The sequence below is a fragment of the Idiomarina piscisalsi genome (genome assembly GCF_002211765.1).
Taxonomy (GTDB): domain Bacteria; phylum Pseudomonadota; class Gammaproteobacteria; order Enterobacterales; family Alteromonadaceae; genus Idiomarina; species Idiomarina piscisalsi_A.
In genome coordinates, this window is record NZ_CP022133.1 from 1 (window position 1) to 18233 (window position 18233).

At 45.2% G+C, this 18233-nt stretch carries 21 protein-coding genes; 18 read left to right on the forward strand and 3 right to left on the reverse strand.

Features of this window, described 5'->3' with window-relative positions:
- Complete coding sequence (dnaA, locus tag CEW91_RS00005; protein WP_088767102.1) at nucleotides 1-1374, reverse strand: chromosomal replication initiator protein DnaA; 1374 nt, start codon at nucleotides 1372-1374, stop codon at nucleotides 1-3.
- A gap of 425 nt (nucleotides 1375-1799) precedes the next feature.
- On the opposite strand from dnaA, the gene rpmH reads away from it, so the two are divergent.
- From rpmH to CEW91_RS00035, 6 genes are read left to right on the forward strand one after another with little or no spacing between them, the layout of a single operon-like run.
- Nucleotides 1800-1934: a 50S ribosomal protein L34 gene (gene rpmH / locus CEW91_RS00010; protein WP_011235863.1), complete on the forward strand. Its 135-nt coding sequence runs from the start codon at nucleotides 1800-1802 to the stop codon at nucleotides 1932-1934.
- Complete coding sequence (gene rnpA / locus CEW91_RS00015) at nucleotides 1927-2301, forward strand: ribonuclease P protein component (RefSeq protein ID WP_088767103.1); 375 nt, start codon at nucleotides 1927-1929, stop codon at nucleotides 2299-2301. Before rpmH ends, rnpA begins: the two co-directional genes overlap by 8 nt.
- Complete coding sequence (gene yidD, locus CEW91_RS00020) at nucleotides 2256-2567, forward strand: membrane protein insertion efficiency factor YidD (RefSeq protein ID WP_088767104.1); 312 nt, start codon at nucleotides 2256-2258, stop codon at nucleotides 2565-2567. Before rnpA ends, yidD begins: the two co-directional genes overlap by 46 nt.
- Complete coding sequence (gene yidC / locus CEW91_RS00025) at nucleotides 2564-4234, forward strand: membrane protein insertase YidC (protein WP_088767105.1); 1671 nt, start codon at nucleotides 2564-2566, stop codon at nucleotides 4232-4234. Before yidD ends, yidC begins: the two co-directional genes overlap by 4 nt.
- A 17-nt stretch (nucleotides 4235-4251) precedes the next feature.
- Complete coding sequence (gene mnmE, locus CEW91_RS00030; protein WP_088769316.1) at nucleotides 4252-5625, forward strand: tRNA uridine-5-carboxymethylaminomethyl(34) synthesis GTPase MnmE; 1374 nt, start codon at nucleotides 4252-4254, stop codon at nucleotides 5623-5625.
- A gap of 25 nt (nucleotides 5626-5650) precedes the next feature.
- Nucleotides 5651-7330 (forward strand): FUSC family protein, encoded by a 1680-nt coding sequence (locus CEW91_RS00035; RefSeq protein WP_088767106.1) that lies wholly within the window; start codon nucleotides 5651-5653, stop codon nucleotides 7328-7330.
- Here CEW91_RS00035 and CEW91_RS00040 read toward each other — a convergent pair.
- Nucleotides 7313-7564, reverse strand: a complete 252-nt coding sequence (locus tag CEW91_RS00040) for a GIY-YIG nuclease family protein (RefSeq protein ID WP_088767107.1) — start codon at nucleotides 7562-7564, stop codon at nucleotides 7313-7315. The two genes, CEW91_RS00035 and CEW91_RS00040, sit on opposite strands and share 18 nt — an antisense overlap.
- Nucleotides 7565-7640: 76 nt before the next feature.
- Here CEW91_RS00040 and gloA point away from each other — a divergent pair, with 76 nt between their 5' ends.
- A complete protein-coding gene (gene gloA / locus CEW91_RS00045; RefSeq protein WP_058576464.1) occupies nucleotides 7641-8192 on the forward strand; it encodes a lactoylglutathione lyase in 552 nt (183 codons plus the stop codon).
- A gap of 60 nt (nucleotides 8193-8252) precedes the next feature.
- On the opposite strand, the gene CEW91_RS00050 is transcribed toward gloA, so the two are convergent.
- Nucleotides 8253-8747 carry a phosphatase domain-containing putative toxin gene (locus CEW91_RS00050; RefSeq protein WP_088767108.1) on the reverse strand — a complete coding sequence of 165 codons (495 nt, stop codon included), beginning with the start codon at nucleotides 8745-8747 and terminating at the stop codon, nucleotides 8253-8255.
- Nucleotides 8748-8802: 55 nt separating this feature from the next.
- On the opposite strand from CEW91_RS00050, the gene CEW91_RS00055 reads away from it, so the two are divergent.
- The 11 genes from CEW91_RS00055 (at nucleotide 8803) to atpA (ending at nucleotide 18216) form a co-directional block, all read left to right on the forward strand.
- Complete coding sequence (locus CEW91_RS00055) at nucleotides 8803-9252, forward strand: flavodoxin domain-containing protein (RefSeq protein WP_088767109.1); 450 nt, start codon at nucleotides 8803-8805, stop codon at nucleotides 9250-9252.
- Nucleotides 9253-9641: 389 nt separating this feature from the next.
- Nucleotides 9642-11537 (forward strand): tRNA uridine-5-carboxymethylaminomethyl(34) synthesis enzyme MnmG, encoded by a 1896-nt coding sequence (gene mnmG, locus CEW91_RS00060; RefSeq protein ID WP_088767110.1) that lies wholly within the window; start codon nucleotides 9642-9644, stop codon nucleotides 11535-11537.
- A gap of 9 nt (nucleotides 11538-11546) precedes the next feature.
- The gene (rsmG, locus tag CEW91_RS00065) at nucleotides 11547-12167 is read left to right on the forward strand and encodes a 16S rRNA (guanine(527)-N(7))-methyltransferase RsmG (RefSeq protein ID WP_088767111.1); all 621 of its coding nucleotides are present in this window, start codon (nucleotides 11547-11549) and stop codon (nucleotides 12165-12167) included.
- A 45-nt stretch (nucleotides 12168-12212) separates the two neighbouring features.
- The gene (locus CEW91_RS00070; RefSeq protein ID WP_088767112.1) at nucleotides 12213-13007 is read left to right on the forward strand and encodes a ParA family protein; all 795 of its coding nucleotides are present in this window, start codon (nucleotides 12213-12215) and stop codon (nucleotides 13005-13007) included.
- An 18-nt stretch (nucleotides 13008-13025) separates the two neighbouring features.
- Nucleotides 13026-13904, forward strand: coding sequence for a ParB/RepB/Spo0J family partition protein (locus CEW91_RS00075; RefSeq protein WP_088767113.1), 879 nt, complete (start codon nucleotides 13026-13028; stop codon nucleotides 13902-13904).
- Nucleotides 13905-14038: 134 nt separating this feature from the next.
- Nucleotides 14039-14461 carry an ATP synthase subunit I gene (locus CEW91_RS00080; protein WP_232506987.1) on the forward strand — a complete coding sequence of 141 codons (423 nt, stop codon included), beginning with the start codon at nucleotides 14039-14041 and terminating at the stop codon, nucleotides 14459-14461.
- A gap of 12 nt (nucleotides 14462-14473) precedes the next feature.
- A complete protein-coding gene (gene atpB, locus CEW91_RS00085) occupies nucleotides 14474-15271 on the forward strand; it encodes a F0F1 ATP synthase subunit A (RefSeq protein ID WP_088767115.1) in 798 nt (265 codons plus the stop codon).
- 74 nt (nucleotides 15272-15345) lie between these two features.
- Entirely contained in the window at nucleotides 15346-15600 is a 255-nt protein-coding gene (gene atpE, locus CEW91_RS00090) for a F0F1 ATP synthase subunit C (protein ID WP_053954488.1), read from the forward strand.
- Nucleotides 15601-15637: 37 nt separating this feature from the next.
- Complete coding sequence (gene atpF, locus CEW91_RS00095) at nucleotides 15638-16108, forward strand: F0F1 ATP synthase subunit B (protein WP_053954489.1); 471 nt, start codon at nucleotides 15638-15640, stop codon at nucleotides 16106-16108.
- A gap of 18 nt (nucleotides 16109-16126) precedes the next feature.
- On the forward strand, nucleotides 16127-16660 hold the full coding sequence (gene atpH, locus CEW91_RS00100) for a F0F1 ATP synthase subunit delta (RefSeq protein WP_088767116.1): 534 nt from the start codon (nucleotides 16127-16129) through the stop codon (nucleotides 16658-16660).
- 14 nt (nucleotides 16661-16674) lie between these two features.
- The gene (gene atpA / locus CEW91_RS00105) at nucleotides 16675-18216 is read left to right on the forward strand and encodes a F0F1 ATP synthase subunit alpha (RefSeq protein WP_088767117.1); all 1542 of its coding nucleotides are present in this window, start codon (nucleotides 16675-16677) and stop codon (nucleotides 18214-18216) included.
- The last annotated feature ends 17 nt before the right edge of the window (nucleotides 18217-18233 follow it).

Genomic DNA, 18233 nt, shown 5'->3' on the forward strand with positions numbered 1-18233 from the left:
TTAAGACGACAACGTCCGTATTAAATTACGATAATCTTCTTTTATGTCGTTCTGAGCATCTTTTAATTCTTGTATTTTTCGACACGCATGGAGCACCGTTGTGTGATCCCGACCACCGAACGCGTCCCCTATTTCCGGTAAACTATGATTGGTCAATTCTTTAGCTAAGGCCATTGCCAATTGCCGTGGTCTTGCCACCGAGCGACTGCGACGCTTTGATAAAATATCAGCCAATTTGATGTTGTAATACTCGGCTACCGTCTTTTGAATATTATCAATAGTAACGAGCTTTTCCTGCGCCGCTATCAAATCGCGTAGGGCTTCACGCACAAAGTCGATGGTTATTGGACGACCAGTAAGTTGGACGTTAGCCACCACCCGGTTCAACGCACCTTCAAGTTCCCGAACGTTTGAACGCAATCGTTTAGCAATAAAAAACGCCACTTCGTGCGGCATATTCAAACCACGTTCTTCAGCTTTACGCATCAGAATTGCGACTCGCGTCTCCAATTCCGGTGGTTCAATAGCAATGGTCAAGCCCCAACCAAAACGCGACTTTAAGCGATCTTCTACCCCTTCGATTTCCTTCGGGTAATGGTCGCTGGTCATGATGATTTGCTGATTACCTTCCAACAAAGCGTTAAAGGTGTGGAAAAACTCCTCCTGCGACCCTTTCTTATTCGCAAAAAACTGAATGTCATCAATTAGCAAAGCATCGACCGACCGATAATAACGCTTAAATTCGTTCGTTGAACTGTTTCTAATGGAGTTAACCATGTCCTGAACAAAACGCTCTGCTCTAATATAGAACACTTTGGCGCCTTTTTTATGCGCCATAATGCCATTACCAACAGCATGTAATAAGTGCGTCTTACCAAGACCCGTACCACCATAAACGAATAGCGGGTTATAAACACCACCAGGGTTCTCAGCCACCTGTATTGCCGCTGCTCGCGCTAACTGGTTCGACTTACCTTCAACGAAGTTATCAAAGGTGTACTCTGGATGGATATTGCTTTCGAATTCTTCTGATGACTCGTTACTGCTGCCGGAAAACCCAGTTGCCTTTTTACGAACCGCCGCCGCACGCTTTTGCACCGACGCTACGGAAGAAGAGCGGCCGTTGGAAACTTCGCCTACTTTCAAAACCACATTCGGTGCTGTTTCGCCATTGCACAGGTTTGAAAGATAGTCGTTAATGGTTTTTAAGTACTTGTCGCGCACCCAGTCAACCGAATAGATGTTCGGCGCAAATAAGGTTAGCGTGTCGCCATTTTGTTCGGCTTGAAGTGGTCTGATCCACGTGTTGAACTGCTGTAACGGAAGCTCCGATTGCAGTCGCTCTGCACATTGTTGCCAAAGCGAATTATTCACACTCTTCTCCTGGATCGTTTATTTATTATAGTATCCAACGATTGTACTTCAGTCATTCTTTTTCCGCCAGTCAAAAACACGCGAAAACGGCATAAATAAAGGACTTTTTTATTTTTCAGCAAAGCATAAATTTGGCTCATATTTTGCTTTGAAAGCATCTATTCTAAAAATAGTTAAAAAAACAAAAAGTGCATAAGTCAAAAATTATCCACATACTGTAAAAAAATACAGATAGAATTGTGGATGATGCCAACTTTCTAAAATCGCTAAAAAACCACCGAAAAAGACCAATAAATACACGCATAGTCGTTGACTCGTCGAGAAAAGATCGGTAAGATCCGCGCTCTAAAAAATTCCCGTCACGTTTGGTTTCAACTTATTCGGCCAGCGTGGGAACTAGCAAACTGACCGATGGAAGATTAGTTATGAAAAGAACATTTCAACCAAGCGTACTAAAGCGCAAGCGCTCTCACGGTTTCCGTGCTCGCATGGCAACTAAAAACGGCCGTAAAGTATTGGCTCGCCGCCGTGCTCGTGGTCGTAAAGTATTGAGTGCTTAATAGTACCTCATACGGACGGGAGTTACGTCTGCTAACTCCCTCTGACTTTCAGACTGTTTTCTCAAATCCTCCTGTAAAAGCTGTTACCTCTCACATTACTATGTTGGCAACGCCCAACACGAAAGGCCATCCACGCATCGGCGTTACTATTAGTAAGAAACGCGCCAAGCGCGCCGTTGATCGTAATCGCATCAAACGCCAAATGCGCGAGACTTTTCGCTTAAGCCAACATAAACTACCGGGCTTCGACATTGTTATTATTGCTAAGCCAGGTATCGTTGAGCAAGATAACGCGGCTTTAAGGGATACGTTGAATTATTTATGGCGAAAATTAGCAAAGCGTTGCGTGCAATACCAATCGCGCTAATCAAAATCTATCAATGGGTCATAAGTCCGTTACTTGGACCGCGTTGTCGATTTTATCCGTCATGTTCACATTACGCCTGTGAGGCAATTGAAAAACACGGTACAATCCATGGAGTTTTTCTTGCCACCAAGCGAATCGGTAAATGCCATCCCGGTCACCCGGGCGGTTACGACCCCGTCCCTCCTTGCGAGCAAGAACAAAAAGCTAACGCTGAAAATAACAGTCAATCATTAACGAAACAGCCAACAGAGACGAAATCACTATGAATTCGCCACGTTCGATATTATTTATTGCCTTTTTAGTGGTGTCATTTTTCCTTTACCAAAATTGGGTTGTGGAATCGGCACCAGGTACAACGGCTCCAACAAATTCTGAACCTACGCAGCAGCAATCCGCTGACAGCGCAGGATCAACCGACGTTCCAAGTGGTTCAGTTGCTGCATCCAGTGATGTCCCCGAAACCGAAAGTGTCTCGAAGACACCAAGCGCAACCACTATTCACATAGAAACCGATGTGCTTGATGTACAAATCGATACACGTGGCGGCGATATTGTTTCTGCAAAATTGCTGGAGTTTGCAAAAGAGCTCGACTCTGACGAGCGTTTTCAGTTACTGCAAAACAAATCAAATGCTGTTTACGTGGCTCAGTCAGGATTAATTGGTGCGGATGGCATTGATAATAAAAATGGCCGTGCTGTTTACAGCTACGAAAAAACGGATTACTCCTCGACATCTGAAAAAGTCGAAGTGCCCCTTACCTACACCGCTGAAAATGGCGTGGTATACCGTAAAATCTTCACTTTTACACCCGGTCACTACGACGTTGATGTTCGCTTCGAAATTGAAAACAACACCGCAGAAACCTTAAGCACTCAGTTTTATGGTCAGTTAAAACGCTCAATGGGCACTGGCGAAAGTGGCAGCATGATAATGCCCACTTATTTCGGTGCGGCGTATTCTCATGATGATGACAAGTTTGAGAAATATGACTTCGAAGATATGCAAGATAAGCGCTTGGATGTCACCTCTCAAACGGGCTGGGTCGGTATGCTGGAACATTACTTTGTTTCTGCCTGGATACCCACGCAACAACAAACCAATCGTTTATTCTCGCGAGTAGCGAATGGTTCTCAAGCTATTATCGGTGTGGTTTACCCAGCCACTCAAGTAAACCCAAACAGCACAGAAACCATTGAATCAAAAGTCTATTTAGGTCCGAAAGACCAGGACTCAATGGCCCAGTTAGTCGAGCACCTGGATTTAACCGTCGACTACGGTTTCTTATGGTGGCTAGCACAGCCTATTTTCAAATTACTTCAGTTCTTACAAAGCATTGTCATTAACTGGGGTCTGGCTATTATCTTAACGACAGTTATCGTCAAAGCGCTGCTATTCCCGCTGACCAAAGCACAGTACGTGTCTATGGCAAAAATGCGTATGTTGCAGCCGAAAATGACCGAGCTTCGGGAACGTTACAGCGGTGACCGACAAAAACTGTCTCAGGAAATGATGAAACTGTACAAAACAGAAAAAGTAAACCCACTTGGTGGTTGTTTGCCAATGCTGTTGCAGTTACCTATCTTCCTTGCGCTTTACTGGGTACTTCTGGAAAGTGTCGAATTGCGTCATTCAGAATTCATTTTCTGGATTCAGGACCTATCGACAAAAGACCCTTATTACATACTGCCTATACTAATGGGTGCGAGTATGTTCCTGATGCAACGTCTGCAGCCAACGCCGGCAACGGATCCTATGCAACAGAAACTGTTCCAGTATATGCCGGTTATCTTTACCGTATTCTTCCTGTGGTTCCCATCAGGTCTGGTACTGTATTGGTTAGTCAGTAACTTAATTACCATTGCACAAATGCTGATTATCTACCGTGGGCTAGAGAAAAAAGGCATGATGGTAAGAGGTAATAAGAAGAAATAGGCATGATAGACAGCAGCATGGACGATACCTTTAGCGATGACACCATAGTCGCTCAAGCGACACCACCCGGTCGCGGTGGTGTCGGTATTGTCCGTGTTAGTGGTTCAGCTGCCACCCGGGTCGCCGAACAGCTCTTAGGCCACTGCCCAAAACCTCGTAAAGCCGAATACCTTCCTTTTTATGACAGTAACAACGAGTTACTGGACGAAGGTATCGCGCTATTTTTCAAAGGTCCTAACTCCTTTACCGGTGAAGATGTCCTAGAACTTCAGGGTCACGGCGGACCGGTACTCATCGACATGATCATAAAAGCCATACTGGAAATGCCGGGTATACGTCCTGCACGCCCAGGCGAATTCAGCGAACGTGCTTTTATGAATGACAAGCTCGATTTAACGCAGGCAGAGGCCATTGCTGACCTTATCGATACCAACTCGGAACAAGCCGCAAAAGCCGCACTACAAAGCTTAAAAGGCGAATTTTCTCACCGGGTCGATCAGCTCGTTGATGCGGTTATTCATCTTCGTATGTATGTCGAAGCCGCTATCGATTTCCCTGATGAAGAAATCGACTTTTTGAGTGACGGCAAAGTCGCAAACGATTTAGCCGACATTATCGACCAGCTGTTCCATATAGAACAGGAAGCTAAGCAAGGCACACTCATGCGCGAAGGCATGCGTATTGTGATTGCCGGTCGTCCCAATGCCGGTAAATCGAGCTTACTGAATGCGCTCGCCGGACGAGAGTCGGCCATTGTCACGGAAATTGCAGGCACCACTCGCGACGTATTACGTGAACACATTCAAATAGACGGCATGCCGTTACACATTATTGATACCGCGGGTTTACGCGAAAGCCCCGATCAAGTTGAGCAAATCGGTATTGAGCGAGCCTGGGACGAAATTCGCCAAGCTGACCGGGTACTCTTTATGGTCGATAGTCAGGAAACCTCGGCAATACACCCAGACGATATTTGGCCGGAATTTTTCGCGCAACTACCCGACGACATGCCTTACACCGTTATTCGTAACAAAGTCGACTTGTCAGAAGAGCCAACCGGAATCGATGAACATAACGGCATTCCTGTCGTTCATTTGTCAGCAAAAACAGGGCACGGTATAGAGCTGTTGCGCGAACACCTGAAACATTGCGTCGGTTATAATGCAACGTCAGAAGGCAGCTTCATGGCACGCCGCCGCCATTTAGACGCACTTGCCAAGGCGAAAGCCCATTTGCTACAAGGTCAGGAACAGCTTGAAGCCAATATGGCCGGTGAAATACTCGCAGAAGAGCTACGTTTAACGCAGCAACACCTGAACGAAATAACCGGTGAATTCACTTCTGATGACCTATTGGGCCAAATTTTCGGATCGTTCTGTATCGGCAAATAAACACACCGACAACTAAGGACTCTGTTTGAAAGACAAGTTAGCGCAATGGGGGTTTGACTACGTCCGTTTACGGTTTGGCTTTCGAACCGGCGTTGCAGCCTGTCTGTCTCTTCTTTTTGCCTGGACGTTAGGCCTGGAGCACCCTCAGTGGTCCGCTATGACGGTTTGGGCGGTATCGCAACCAACCCGCGGGCTCCTTATAGAAAAAGCCGCATACCGGGCATTAGGCACTTTGCTCGGCACATTATTTGGAATGGTGCTAGTGGTTACCTCAGGCGGTGATATTCTTTGGTTAGTTACAGGGCTCACATTGTGGGTAACGCTGTGTGTTTACACGGGCAATCTTCTGCATGGGCTTATCTCCTACGGTACGATTTTGGCGGGCTACTCGGCCTCTATGGTGGTGCTTCTAACCCAAAGCCCGGATGCCCTTATTCCGCTAGGTATTGACCGCCTGCTGACCGTTTTTGTGGGAATTATCTGTTCATTGATTATTGGTTTTCTATTCACTTATAAACGTGCAGAACAGACCATAATAAATGAATTACGTCGATATACTGCAGCCAATCTCTATGAGTTGAGCCAAGCGTTCTCATCGCCAGAAAAGACCCAAATTCAATTGGATAAAAAGCTGTCAGAACTTGCTCACCTAGAATCACAACTGCTTGATCACGGCACGGGCTCCGTCAGTGCTCACGATTCAGCCAAAACCATTCGTCAGGTTATCAATGCCCAGCTCGGTTTTATTGCCGAGCTGCAGATACAAGGCTTTGAAAAAAACATAGAAGTAAGTACATACTTACATGAGGCGTCAAATAAAATAAAAGCATCCGTACATCGAAAAGATATTTTAAGCGCATTAAATAATGCCTTCAAAACGATGACCAACGGTGCTGTAAAACGCCGCTTTAAAGAGTTTATCGACGCAACCGAAGAGCGTTTATCATTCAAAGACACCGGAAAAACGGCAAATTCGACACTGCTCTCTACAACTCTGTTGCACAGAGATTGGCGCGGCGCACGTCACTCTGCGATTAGAACTTTCATTATACTAGCCATAATTGGTACGTTGTGGTGGTACACCCACTGGTTTCAAATGGCTTATTTAATGCTGGGCGCGTCGGTTATGTTGACCCTGTTTTCAACCGCCGATAACCCTGCACTCACTATGAAATACGTATTTTTCGGGCAAAGTGTCGGCGCACTAACCGCCATACTGATTCAAGTGGGTATTTGGCAGTTCAGTCATTCTGTTTTTTGGATGCTAATAGCGATTATGCCTATTATTCTACTGGGTGGTTTCCCCATGTCCCATCAAAAAACGGCCAATGGCAGCATGGATTTCAACTTAGTTTTTTTACTGCTCATGCAACCGAGCGTGCCCTATATATTCAATTTGAGCCACTCAATAACCATTGCATTAGCAGTTATATCTGCGCCACTTTTAGCAATGTTCGCTTATCGAATTATTTATCCAACCAGCTTGAAAAAGCGCTATAACCAACTGTTTGACTTACTGGAAAAGGAAATCGAAGAACTAAACCAAACGTCACTTACATTGAGCCAATACAAACGCCGCAAAGCACGATTTTACCATCGTATATTTAAGCTCACTCAATTAGCGGACAAGCTCGCAATAAAGGACAAAAGTCCTATTATTCAACAATTACTGGAAGGCCAGAACCGGTTAAACGCGACTGGCTAGTGCGACTTTTTCAGTTCGCCTCATTCGTTTTATCGCCGCTTCTCTTTGGCAGGCAGATGAACGTGATTCATGTGGCTCGGACCAAAATAAACGAACCGGTCGACGGCTTTTCGTGTATTTAGCGCCTTTTTTGTCATCACCATTATGCTCCTCAACACGTCGTTTTAGATCCTTTGTAACGCCGGTGTAGTATGTATTGTCAGAGCACTTAAGAATGTAAACAAACCAAAACATGACTTGAACTCTTTGGTAATCAACCTCAAATCATAGTGTATCAAGAGAAACATTCTAAACCTAAAAGGATTCCGTCATGAGCAGACATTTCGATGAAGCAAAAGGTTTATCTGAAAACCATGACCCAGCGACACATGATTTTGTGTTCAACCAAACCATGTTTCGCATTAAAGATCCGGAGCGCACGTTAAAATTCTACAGCGATGTGTTGGGTATGACGTTGGTCAAACGGCTGGACTTCCCGGAAATGAAATTCACGCTGTATTTTATGGCATCTATGTCCCCGGAGGAACGCAGTGACTGGTCAACGGACCACGATAAGCGCATCGAGCAAACCTTTGGTCGCCCGGCCATGTTGGAATTGACTCACAACTGGGGCGACGAAAACGATGATTCTGTTTCGTACCACAGCGGTAATGAAGAGCCTAAAGGCTTTGGCCATATCGGCTTCGCCGTACCCGATATTGACGCCGCCTGTGAGCGTTTTGAAGAAATGGGTGTGGAATTTCAGAAGCGCCCAAACGACGGTAATATGAAAGGCATTGCCTTCATTAAAGACCCAGACGGCTACTGGATTGAGATATTTACGCCAGAGCGTCAGCCTGAGTTACTCAAAGAGCATTTATAAAACAAAAAGCCAGTTCAGAACGCCCTCACGTTTTTGAACTGGCTCTTTTAAGACATTTGTCTATTCAGACAACATACCTTTCACTTTACCTTCCAAAGACGTCATACCATGTTTTTTACCAACAGCAATAGCATCATCAACTGACATACCGTCTAACCAACCTGCGCGTAATGCCATTAATGCACCCACTCGATTACTTGACGCACAATGGACTAAAACGTTCTTGTCACTGTTTTTCAGTAATATGCGATCAACCATACGAGCATTTGCCAGCGTCACACCGTCAGCGCCATTAACCGGAACATGGTAATACGCCATGCCATTTTTAGTCACAATAGCCGCTTCGTTGCTGTCCTTCATTTCCTTATGAGACAGCAAATTAATAACCACTTCACTTCCATTGTTTGCAAACTCAGACAATTGTTCGTCTGACGGAGTACCCATAACCCAAAGGTTATCAGAGACTTGTTTAGGTGACTCTATGCCTGCATGAGCATTCATTGAAACTAAAACCGTACTCATCAGTACTAATACATTAACGAAAGCTTTTACCATAATGGTTCTCCTGTATGATTCGTATTTTTCTAATATAGCAAAGGTAACTCGAAATATGGCTGTTTTACACATATTGGTAGGCACAACCTCCGGCAATACCGAATTTCTAGCAGACACCATAAGCGATGAACTCATAGAGCAAGGGTTTGAAACCGAGCTTCATTACGAGCCAGAATTAGAAGCCCTACCAACCTCAGAGCCCTGGTTAGTGCTTTTATCCAGTCATGGCGCTGGTGACTACGCCGATTCGATGCTCGATTTTTACGATGAAATCACCGCTCCGCAAACGCCCGATTTAGGCGATCTTAATTACGCCGTTATTGCTATTGGTGAATCGTCTTATGACACCTTTTGCCAGGCAGGTCGTCATTGTGACGAACGTTTGCAGGAACTCGGTGGCACCCGAATGTTAGAGCGAATGGAAATCGATATGCTACAAGACGATCCAGAACAAAAAGCGTCGCAGTGGATCCCGTCAATGGCAGATGCATTAAAGGCTCTGTGATCATACCCACAGGCTTTTGCACAACGTTATTCAGCTGTGATTAAGATAGGAATAAGATCGCTTAAGCACTGTCTACGAAATGGGTATAACTGTGGGGACAATTCGATCTGTGTATAACTACCCTAGTTATCCACGATCTATGATCGGGGTTATTATGCAGTTATCTACACTTTTTGATCGCTCTGAACGCATTGAATATAAAAGCATTCAGCGATCTATTCACAGAAAACCGCTGACTAGTAATAATAATAATAAAAGATCTAAATAAGATCCTTTATTGATCTTTTTTTAGATCAAAACCAGTGAACGAAATTTAACCGTTTCGATCTGAGTCAAAGCACGTTAAAATAATCGGCTATTTTTCTCTTCTTTAACGAAAGGTCATTTAAATGTCACAACAGAGCCAACAACACTTTGATGTTATTGTTGTCGGTGGAGGACACGCCGGAACGGAAGCCGCGCTTGCTGCCGCACGTTCAGGTGTTAATACCCTATTGCTTACGCACAATATTGATACTTTAGGACAAATGTCTTGTAACCCCGCTATTGGCGGCATAGGGAAAGGTCATTTAGTTAAAGAGATTGATGCTTTGGGCGGTGTTATGGCTAAAGCCGCCGACAAAGCAGGCATTCAATTCAGAACATTGAATTCATCGAAAGGCCCGGCGGTACGTGCAACACGCGCTCAAGCTGACAGACAGCTTTATAAGCAAGCCATACGCTATGCACTAGAAACGCAACCCAACCTGTCGATATTCCAGCAAGGGTGCGATGATTTGATCGTAGAAAACGATCAAGTCACCGGTGTCGTTACCCAAATGAGGCTTAAATTCACGGCTAAAACCGTTGTATTAACGGTGGGAACCTTCCTGGGCGGTCAAATTCATATTGGTTTGGATAATTACCAAGGTGGTCGTGCAGGTGATCCTCCTGCCAATGCACTGGCAAAACGATTACGTTCTTTGCCACTTCGTGTTGAGCGACTGAAAACCGGTACCCCCCCGCGTATTGCCAGTCATAGCATTGATTTCTCAGTGATGCAGGAACAACCGGGTGATAACCCGACCCCAGTATTTTCTTACATGGGGTCGCAGGCTGATCATCCTGAGCAAATCCCGTGCTACATCACTCATACCAATGAAAATACACACGATATTATTCGTTCAGGCTTGGATCGTTCGCCCATGTATTCGGGCGTTATTGAAGGCGTAGGACCACGGTATTGTCCATCAATAGAAGACAAAATTATGCGATTTGCTGATAAGGGGTCGCATCAGATTTTTGTTGAACCTGAAGGGCTGGATACTTTTGAAGTGTATCCGAATGGTATCTCAACCAGCTTGCCATTTGACGTACAGCAACAATTAGTGCGTTCAATTAAAGGTTTCGAGAACGCGCATATTACGCGTCCTGGTTACGCCATTGAATATGATTACTTTGATCCAAGAGATCTAAAACAATCACTGGAAACCAAAGTCATTAATGGTTTGTTCTTTGCTGGACAAATTAACGGGACAACAGGTTATGAAGAGGCCGGTGCGCAAGGTCTTATTGCAGGCTTAAACGCTGCGCTACAAGCTCAGGGTAAAGAATCCTGGTCACCACGTCGCGATCAAGCCTACATGGGCGTATTGATCGATGATTTATCGACTCTGGGAACTCAAGAACCCTATCGAATGTTCACCTCTCGGGCGGAATACCGATTGTTATTGCGTGAAGATAATGCCGATATTCGCTTAACCGAGATTGGTCGTAATCTTGGTTTGGTCGATGACGAACGTTGGGCAGCATTTAATGAAAAAATGGACGCTGTTGAGCAGGAAAAACAGCGTTTGAAAGCGACCTGGGTTCATAAAGATCACTCAGCCGTTGATCAAATTAATGCACTGGTGAAAAGCCCTGTCACCAAAGAAGTCAATGGTGAAGAGTTATTACGTCGTCCGGAAATTCATTACAAAGATTTGGCTAAAACAGAATTTTTCTCGCCAGGGCTGGCTGACCCTGCTGCTGCAGAGCAGGTTGAAATTCAAATCAAATACGCGGGTTATATTTCGCGTCAGCAGGACGAAATTGCAAAACAACAACGTCATGAAAATACCTTACTGCCGTCGCCGTTCGATTACGCTAAAATTAAGGGTTTATCGAACGAAGTCATTGCGAAGCTGAATGATCATCAGCCGGAAACTGTGGGTAAAGCAGCTCGCATATCAGGTATAACGCCGGCGGCAATTTCCATGTTATTGGTGCATCTTAAAAAACAAGGGTTGTTGCGCAAAAGTGCTTAAGGATTGAGTGTGGAAGAGCAGTTAAAGCAGTATTTACAGCAAGCTGACATAACCCTGACAGACCAGCAAGTTCAACAACAAGTCGCGCTTGTTGGTTTATTAGATAAGTGGAATAAAGCGTACAATTTGACCAGTGTACGTAATCCAAATGATATGCTTACTCGGCATATTATGGACAGTGTAACCGTACGACCCTATTTACAAGGGCAGCGTTTCATTGACGTTGGAACGGGTCCTGGTTTGCCGGGGCTGCCGCTGGCTATAGCTGAACCGGACAAAGAATTTGTATTACTGGACAGTTTGGGTAAACGAATTCGTTTTATTCGCCAAGTTTGTCACGAACTAAAATTGGATAATGTCACCGCTGTTCAGGCCCGCGTTGAAGAATATCAGGATGAGGCTCAGTTTGATGGTGTTATCAGTAGAGCCTTTGCCTCGCTTAATGATATGCTGAGTTGGTGTCAGCATTTACCGAAAAAGAACGGTAAATTTTATGCATTGAAAGGTTTATACCCTCAAGATGAGTTAGACGAGTTGACTGAGGGATTTGAAGTCGATGATATTCAGCAAATTAACGTTCCGGGCATTGACGCGAGCCGACATATCGTCATTATAAGCAAACGGTCGTAAAACCGAGCGTCGAGTCGACGACAACAACAAGAGGTTACCAAACCCGTGGCTACAACCATTGCTATTGCAAACCAAAAAGGTGGCGTTGGAAAAACAACAACAGCGGTGAATTTAGCGGCCTCTATGGCGGCTACTCGCCGTAAAGTGCTGCTTATTGATTTAGATCCACAGGGTAATGCCACTATGGGCAGCGGCGTCGATAAGTACGACGTTGAAAACACCATTTACGAACTGTTGATAGAAGAAAAGCCGGTCAAAGACGTTGCTATCACAGACACCAATGGAAAATACCATCTTATTGCCGCTAACGCAGACGCTACTGCCGCTGAAATAAAATTAATGGAAGTATTTGCTCGCGAACTGCGGTTACGTAATGCATTGAAGTCAGTTCAGGATAGTTACGATTTTATCTTTATTGACTGCCCGCCATCGCTGAATATGTTGACCGTGAATGGTATGGCGGCGGCTGACTCTATTTTAGTACCAATGCAGTGCGAATATTATGCCTTAGAAGGCTTAACGGCATTAATGGAAACGATTCGTCAGCTTGCTGATGTTGTGAACCCGGGGCTTGAGATTGAAGGTATACTGCGAACCATGTATGACCCTCGCAATCGCCTGGCAAATGATGTTTCTGAACAGTTAAAAAATCACTTTGGTGATAAGGTTTATCGTACCGTCATACCCCGTAACGTTCGCTTAGCCGAGGCGCCCTCGTTTGGTGCGCCGGCAATGTACTATGATAAATCGTCAACGGGCTCGAAAGCCTACTTGTCATTGGCCGGTGAGCTGATTCGACGAGCAGAAAGCAAAAATAACAGCGTTGTAGAAGAATCTTAACAAGGGAATTTATTCAGCATGTCGGCAAAAAAACGAGGACTGGGTCGCGGTTTAGATGCGCTTTTAACGAGTAACCAGCAAAACTCTGAGCGTCAATCATCAGAACAAGTTTCTGAAGAAGCAAAAGGCGAACTTCAAAAACTGCCTATTGAACAGCTGAAACCGGGCCGTTATCAACCTCGTAAAGACATGTCGCCTGAAGCGTTGGAAGACTTAGCGGCTTCCGTTAAAGCGCAAGGCATTATCCAGCCGATTGTGGTACGCCCTACCGGTAAAGATGAATACGAAATTATTGCAGGCGAACGACGGTGGCGTGCGGCGCAGTTGGCTAAGCTTGATATGGTGCCTTGCTTAGTTAAAAACGTACCTGATGAAGCGGCGGTTGCAATTGCGCTCATTGAAAATATTCAGCGCGAAGACTTAAACGCCATGGAAGAAGCCACCGCGTTACAACGTTTGCTTGATGAATTTCAAATGACTCATCAGGACGTGGCTCAAGCCGTGGGAAAATCGCGTACTACTGTGACGAATTTATTGCGTCTTAATAACCTTGAAGAAGGCGTTAAAGTACTTTTAGAGCGCGGTGACATCGAACTGGGTCATGCTAAATTACTTCTAGCTTTGCAAGGTGAGCAACAAGCTGACGTTGCTCAGCAAATCGTCGCAAAAGATATGACCGTACGTGACGCAGAAAAACTTGTTCGCCGTACCATTGACCCTCCTAAACAACCTGAAAAACCAGAGCCTGACGCTAATATTGAACATTTGGAAACTAAGTTGTCAGAAACACTCGGTGCAAAAGTGCAAATCAATCACGGCCGAAAAGGCAAAGGTAAACTGGTTATCAACTATACAAGTCTTGATGAACTGGACGGGATACTGACCCACATCAAGTAAAAATCTGCATCTTACTGAAACGTGTAGAACTTTTGTTAAATGGCATAGAAAACAACGCCTACAGCCAAATTTGTTTGCAATTTCGGGGTAGATCTTTATACTAGCGCCAGTTTCATTACAGCTGTCTAAAAGCTGTGCAACAAGAGCCGCCAGTTAAAAGGTTTTACATCGTGACACAGGCATTGAATGCGGTAGGTAAACAACTGGCAGGAAAAATCGTTGCAACACAATTTTTGGTGTTGCTGGTTGCATCATTAGTCACGATCACAATTTCTAGCTTACAGTCGGGCCTTGGTATTTTATCCGGCGGACTGTCAGCGGTAATACCCAACGCTCTATTTGCCGTCATAGCGTTTCGTCATGCAGGCGCAAGAGCGAATAAAAAGGTCGTCCAGAGCTTTTTTGTGGGCGAAGGCGTAAAGTTAATTTTAACGGCAGTGCTGCTCGTATTGGCGTTGCTGGTAACAAATTTTAATCCTGTGTGGTTGTTAACGGGTTTTGTCATTACCGTCATCATGCAGTGGATTGCACCAATTTTGTTTTTAAAATCAACGTAACTGGGAAACAACATGATAAGTGGAGAGCAAACTCCGACTCAGTATATTCAACACCACCTTCAAAACTGGACGGTCGGTGAGGGATTCTGGGCGGTTAATGTCGATACTATCTTTTGGTCCGTGTTACTGGGTACGCTGTTTCTGTGGAGTTTCCGCAGAGTAGCGAAAAAATCCTCTGCGGGGGTACCTGGTAAGTGGCAATGCTTTGTCGAGATGATCGTCGAATTCGTCGATAATAGCGTCAAAGAGTCCTTTCACGGTAAAGATAAACTCATTGCACCTTTAGCGTTAACTATTTTCGTCTGGATATTCCTGATGAACTTAATGGACCTTGTGCCGGTTGACTGGCTGCCAACAGCGGCTATGTATATTGGCTATGGTCTTGGTTTCGTGGATGATCCGCACGACGTTTATTTCAAAGTGGTGCCAACCACCGATTTAAACACCACCTTTGCATTGAGTCTGAGTGTTTTTGCTCTAATTATTATCTACTCAATCAAGTACAAAGGCATCAAAGGTTTTACCAAAGAAATGACCCTAAACCCGTTCAATCACTGGGCGCTTATTCCGGTCAACTTTGTGCTTGAAAGCATTACCTTACTGGCAAAACCAGCGTCACTGGCGCTACGTTTGTTCGGTAACCTTTATGCGGGTGAGTTAATCTTCATTCTTATTGCTATGATTGGTTTTTGGCAGCTGCCAGCGCACTTTGCCTGGGCGGTATTCCATATTCTGGTCATTGTATTGCAAGCGTTTATTTTCATGATGCTGACTATTGTTTACTTAAGCATGGCGTCATCTGAACACTAAGTTTTAATACGTTTTAACTGAAAAGTTTTTGTTTTACTTTTTAACTTTAATCTACTGAAAAACTGGAGAAATCAATGGAAACTGTAGTTGCTTTTACTGCTATCGCTGTATCAATCATGATCGGTCTTGCTGCACTAGGTACAGCACTTGGCTTCGGTATGCTGGGTGGTAAATTCCTGGAAGCTGCTGCTCGTCAACCTGAATTAGCGCCTCAGCTGCAAGTTAAAATGTTCATCGTAGCGGGTCTTATCGATGCTATCGCGATGATCGGTGTTGCGGTTGCATTGTTATTCACTTTCGCTAACCCGTTCTTAACTCAGTTAGGCTAAGCGCGATTCGACGGTCACCAGATAAAGGAGGTCCGTTGTGGATATCAACGCAACTCTAATTGGACAAACGATCGCGTTCATCGTGTTCGTGTGGTTCTGCATGAAGTTCGTGTGGCCACCGATCATCAATGCTATCGAAGAGCGTCAGAAGAAAATTGCTGACGGTCTAAATGCGGGCGAACGCGCTCAAAAAGATTTAGAAAAAGCCCAGGAAGAAATTGCTGAGCAGCTAAAAGAAGCGAAACAGCAGGCGGCTGAAATCGTTGAACAGGCGAAAAAACGTGGCGCTAAAATCGTTGAGGAAGAAACTCAACGTGGTCACGAAGAACGTGAAAAAATCGTTGCGTCGGGTCACGAAGAAGTCACTGCTGAGCGTAACCGCGCTCGCGAAGAGCTGCGCAAGCAAGTTGCTGTTCTTGCAGTAACAGGGGCTCAGAAAATCATCGAGCGTGAAATTGATAAAGACGCTCACAGCGACATTGTTGAAAAACTGGTCGCTGAACTTTAATAAAGGGGTTTAGAGCTTATGTCAGAATTGACTACGGTCGCTCGCCCCTACGCTAAAGCAGCTTTTGATTTTGCTTTGGAACAAGGAGCGCTTGATAAGTGGGACGAAATGCTCTCTTTTGCTGCCTCGGTAGCACAGGATGAAGCTATAGCGTCTTTCTTGAGCAGCTCTGCGACTGTTGGAAAAACCACGGAAGTATTTCTTGGTGTTTGCGGCGATGAAATCGACGACAACATGAAGAATTTCCTTAAGGTTATGGCGGAAAACGAACGTTTACCGGCCTTACCAGCAGTAAGTGAGCTTTATCAGGCGTTTCGTGCAGAATATGACAAAGAAGTTACTGTCGATGTCAAATCAGCCACTCGGTTACTGAAAGCACAGCAAACTGAGTTAAGCAAAGCACTGGAAAAACGTCTGCAACGCAAAATTAAGCTGAACTGCAGTGTTGATAAGTCCATCATTGGTGGGCTGGTCATTGAAGCAGGTGACACCGTTATCGATGGCACCTTGCGTGGCAAGCTCGATAGACTTGCCACCGCACTGCAATCCTAATTGGGGACTTGAGCATGCAATTGAATTCAAATGAAATCGCAGAACTTATCAAACAGCGAATTGAGAAGTTCGAAGTCACCAGCGAAGCTCGTAACGAAGGTACCATCATGTCTGTTCAAGACGGTATCATTCGTGTTCACGGACTTGCAGACTGTCTGCAAGGTGAAATGATTGAGCTTCCTGGTAATCGTTACGCTATCGCATTGAACCTTGAACGTGATTCGGTCGGTGCGGTTGTTATGGGCCCTTATGCAGATTTGCAGGAAGGCACCAAAGTAAAATCTACCGGTCGTATCTTAGAAGTTCCGGTTGGTGAAAAACTGTTAGGCCGTGTGGTTAACACGCTGGGTCAACCTATTGATGGTAAAGGCCCTGTTGAAGCGGACGGCTATGAGCCAGTTGAGAAAATCGCACCAGGTGTTATCGAACGTCAATCAGTTGATCAGCCAGTTCAAACGGGTTACAAATCAATTGACTCGATGATCCCAGTCGGTCGTGGTCAGCGTGAGCTTATCATCGGTGACCGTCAAACTGGTAAAACTGCCCTAGCTGTTGACGCCATCATTAACCAGAAAAACTCTGGTATTAAGTGTGTTTACGTAGCCATTGGTCAGAAAAACTCAACCATCTCTGCTGTTGTACGTAAGCTGGAAGAGCACGGCGCATTGGAAAACACCATTGTGGTTGCGGCTTCTGCTTCAGAGTCTGCAGCACTGCAATACCTGGCAGCCTACTCAGGTTGTACTATGGGTGAATACTTCCGTGACCGCGGTGAAGACGCTTTGATCGTATACGATGACCTCTCTAAGCAGGCTGTTGCATATCGTCAAATTTCACTGTTGCTGCGTCGTCCGCCAGGTCGTGAAGCATTCCCTGGTGACGTTTTCTACCTCCACTCTCGCTTACTTGAGCGTGCAGCGCGTGTTAACGCTGACTACGTAGAAAAGTTCACTGACGGTAAAGTCAAAGGCCAAACGGGTTCTTTAACTGCCTTACCTATCATTGAAACTCAGGCAGGTGACGTATCGGCGTTCGTACCGACTAACGTTATCTCAATCACCGATGGTCAGATCTTCTTAGAAACTGACTTGTTTAACTCAGGTATTCGTCCTGCGGTTAACGCTGGTGTTTCGGTTTCTCGTGTTGGTGGTTCAGCACAGACCAAAATCATCAAGAAGCTGGGTGGCGGTATCCGTCTTGCCTTGGCTCAGTATCGTGAATTGGCGGCATTCGCTCAGTTCGCATCTGACCTTGATGAATCGACTCGTTCACAGTTGGAACACGGTCAGCGTGTAACCGAACTGATGAAACAGAAACAGTACAAGCCTATGAGCGTGTCTCAAATGGCTGTATCAATTTATGCCGTTGAAAAAGGCTTCTTGAAAGACGTCGAAATCGACAAAATCATGGATTTTGAAGAGTCGCTGCAATCTTTCATGGCGAGCGAATACGCCGAGCTAATGGCTGAGATTGATAAAACTGGCAACTATAACGACGACATCGATGCGCAACTGAAAGCCGCGCTTGAGAAATTCAAGCAAACGCAATCATGGTAATCGCACCTGGCCGCAGT

Excerpts from the sequence above, each read along its gene's own strand:
- CEW91_RS00050 (WP_088767108.1), bottom strand. The coding sequence starts at position 8,747 with ATGGTAAAAGCTTTCGTTAATGTATTAGTACTGATGAGTACGGTTTTA.
- mnmE (WP_088769316.1), top strand. The coding sequence starts at position 4,252 with ATGGACGATACCTTTAGCGATGACACCATAGTCGCTCAAGCGACACCA.
- gloA (WP_058576464.1), top strand. The coding sequence starts at position 7,641 with ATGAGCAGACATTTCGATGAAGCAAAAGGTTTATCTGAAAACCATGAC.
- atpH (WP_088767116.1), top strand. The coding sequence starts at position 16,127 with ATGTCAGAATTGACTACGGTCGCTCGCCCCTACGCTAAAGCAGCTTTT.
- CEW91_RS00075 (WP_088767113.1), top strand. The coding sequence starts at position 13,026 with ATGTCGGCAAAAAAACGAGGACTGGGTCGCGGTTTAGATGCGCTTTTA.
- atpA (WP_088767117.1), top strand. The coding sequence starts at position 16,675 with ATGCAATTGAATTCAAATGAAATCGCAGAACTTATCAAACAGCGAATT.
- rpmH (WP_011235863.1), top strand. The coding sequence starts at position 1,800 with ATGAAAAGAACATTTCAACCAAGCGTACTAAAGCGCAAGCGCTCTCAC.
- CEW91_RS00040 (WP_088767107.1), bottom strand. The coding sequence starts at position 7,564 with ATGTTTTGGTTTGTTTACATTCTTAAGTGCTCTGACAATACATACTAC.
- CEW91_RS00055 (WP_088767109.1), top strand. The coding sequence starts at position 8,803 with ATGGCTGTTTTACACATATTGGTAGGCACAACCTCCGGCAATACCGAA.
- mnmG (WP_088767110.1), top strand. The coding sequence starts at position 9,642 with ATGTCACAACAGAGCCAACAACACTTTGATGTTATTGTTGTCGGTGGA.
- yidD (WP_088767104.1), top strand. The coding sequence starts at position 2,256 with ATGGCGAAAATTAGCAAAGCGTTGCGTGCAATACCAATCGCGCTAATC.
- yidC (WP_088767105.1), top strand. The coding sequence starts at position 2,564 with ATGAATTCGCCACGTTCGATATTATTTATTGCCTTTTTAGTGGTGTCA.
- atpB (WP_088767115.1), top strand. The coding sequence starts at position 14,474 with ATGATAAGTGGAGAGCAAACTCCGACTCAGTATATTCAACACCACCTT.
- atpE (WP_053954488.1), top strand. The coding sequence starts at position 15,346 with ATGGAAACTGTAGTTGCTTTTACTGCTATCGCTGTATCAATCATGATC.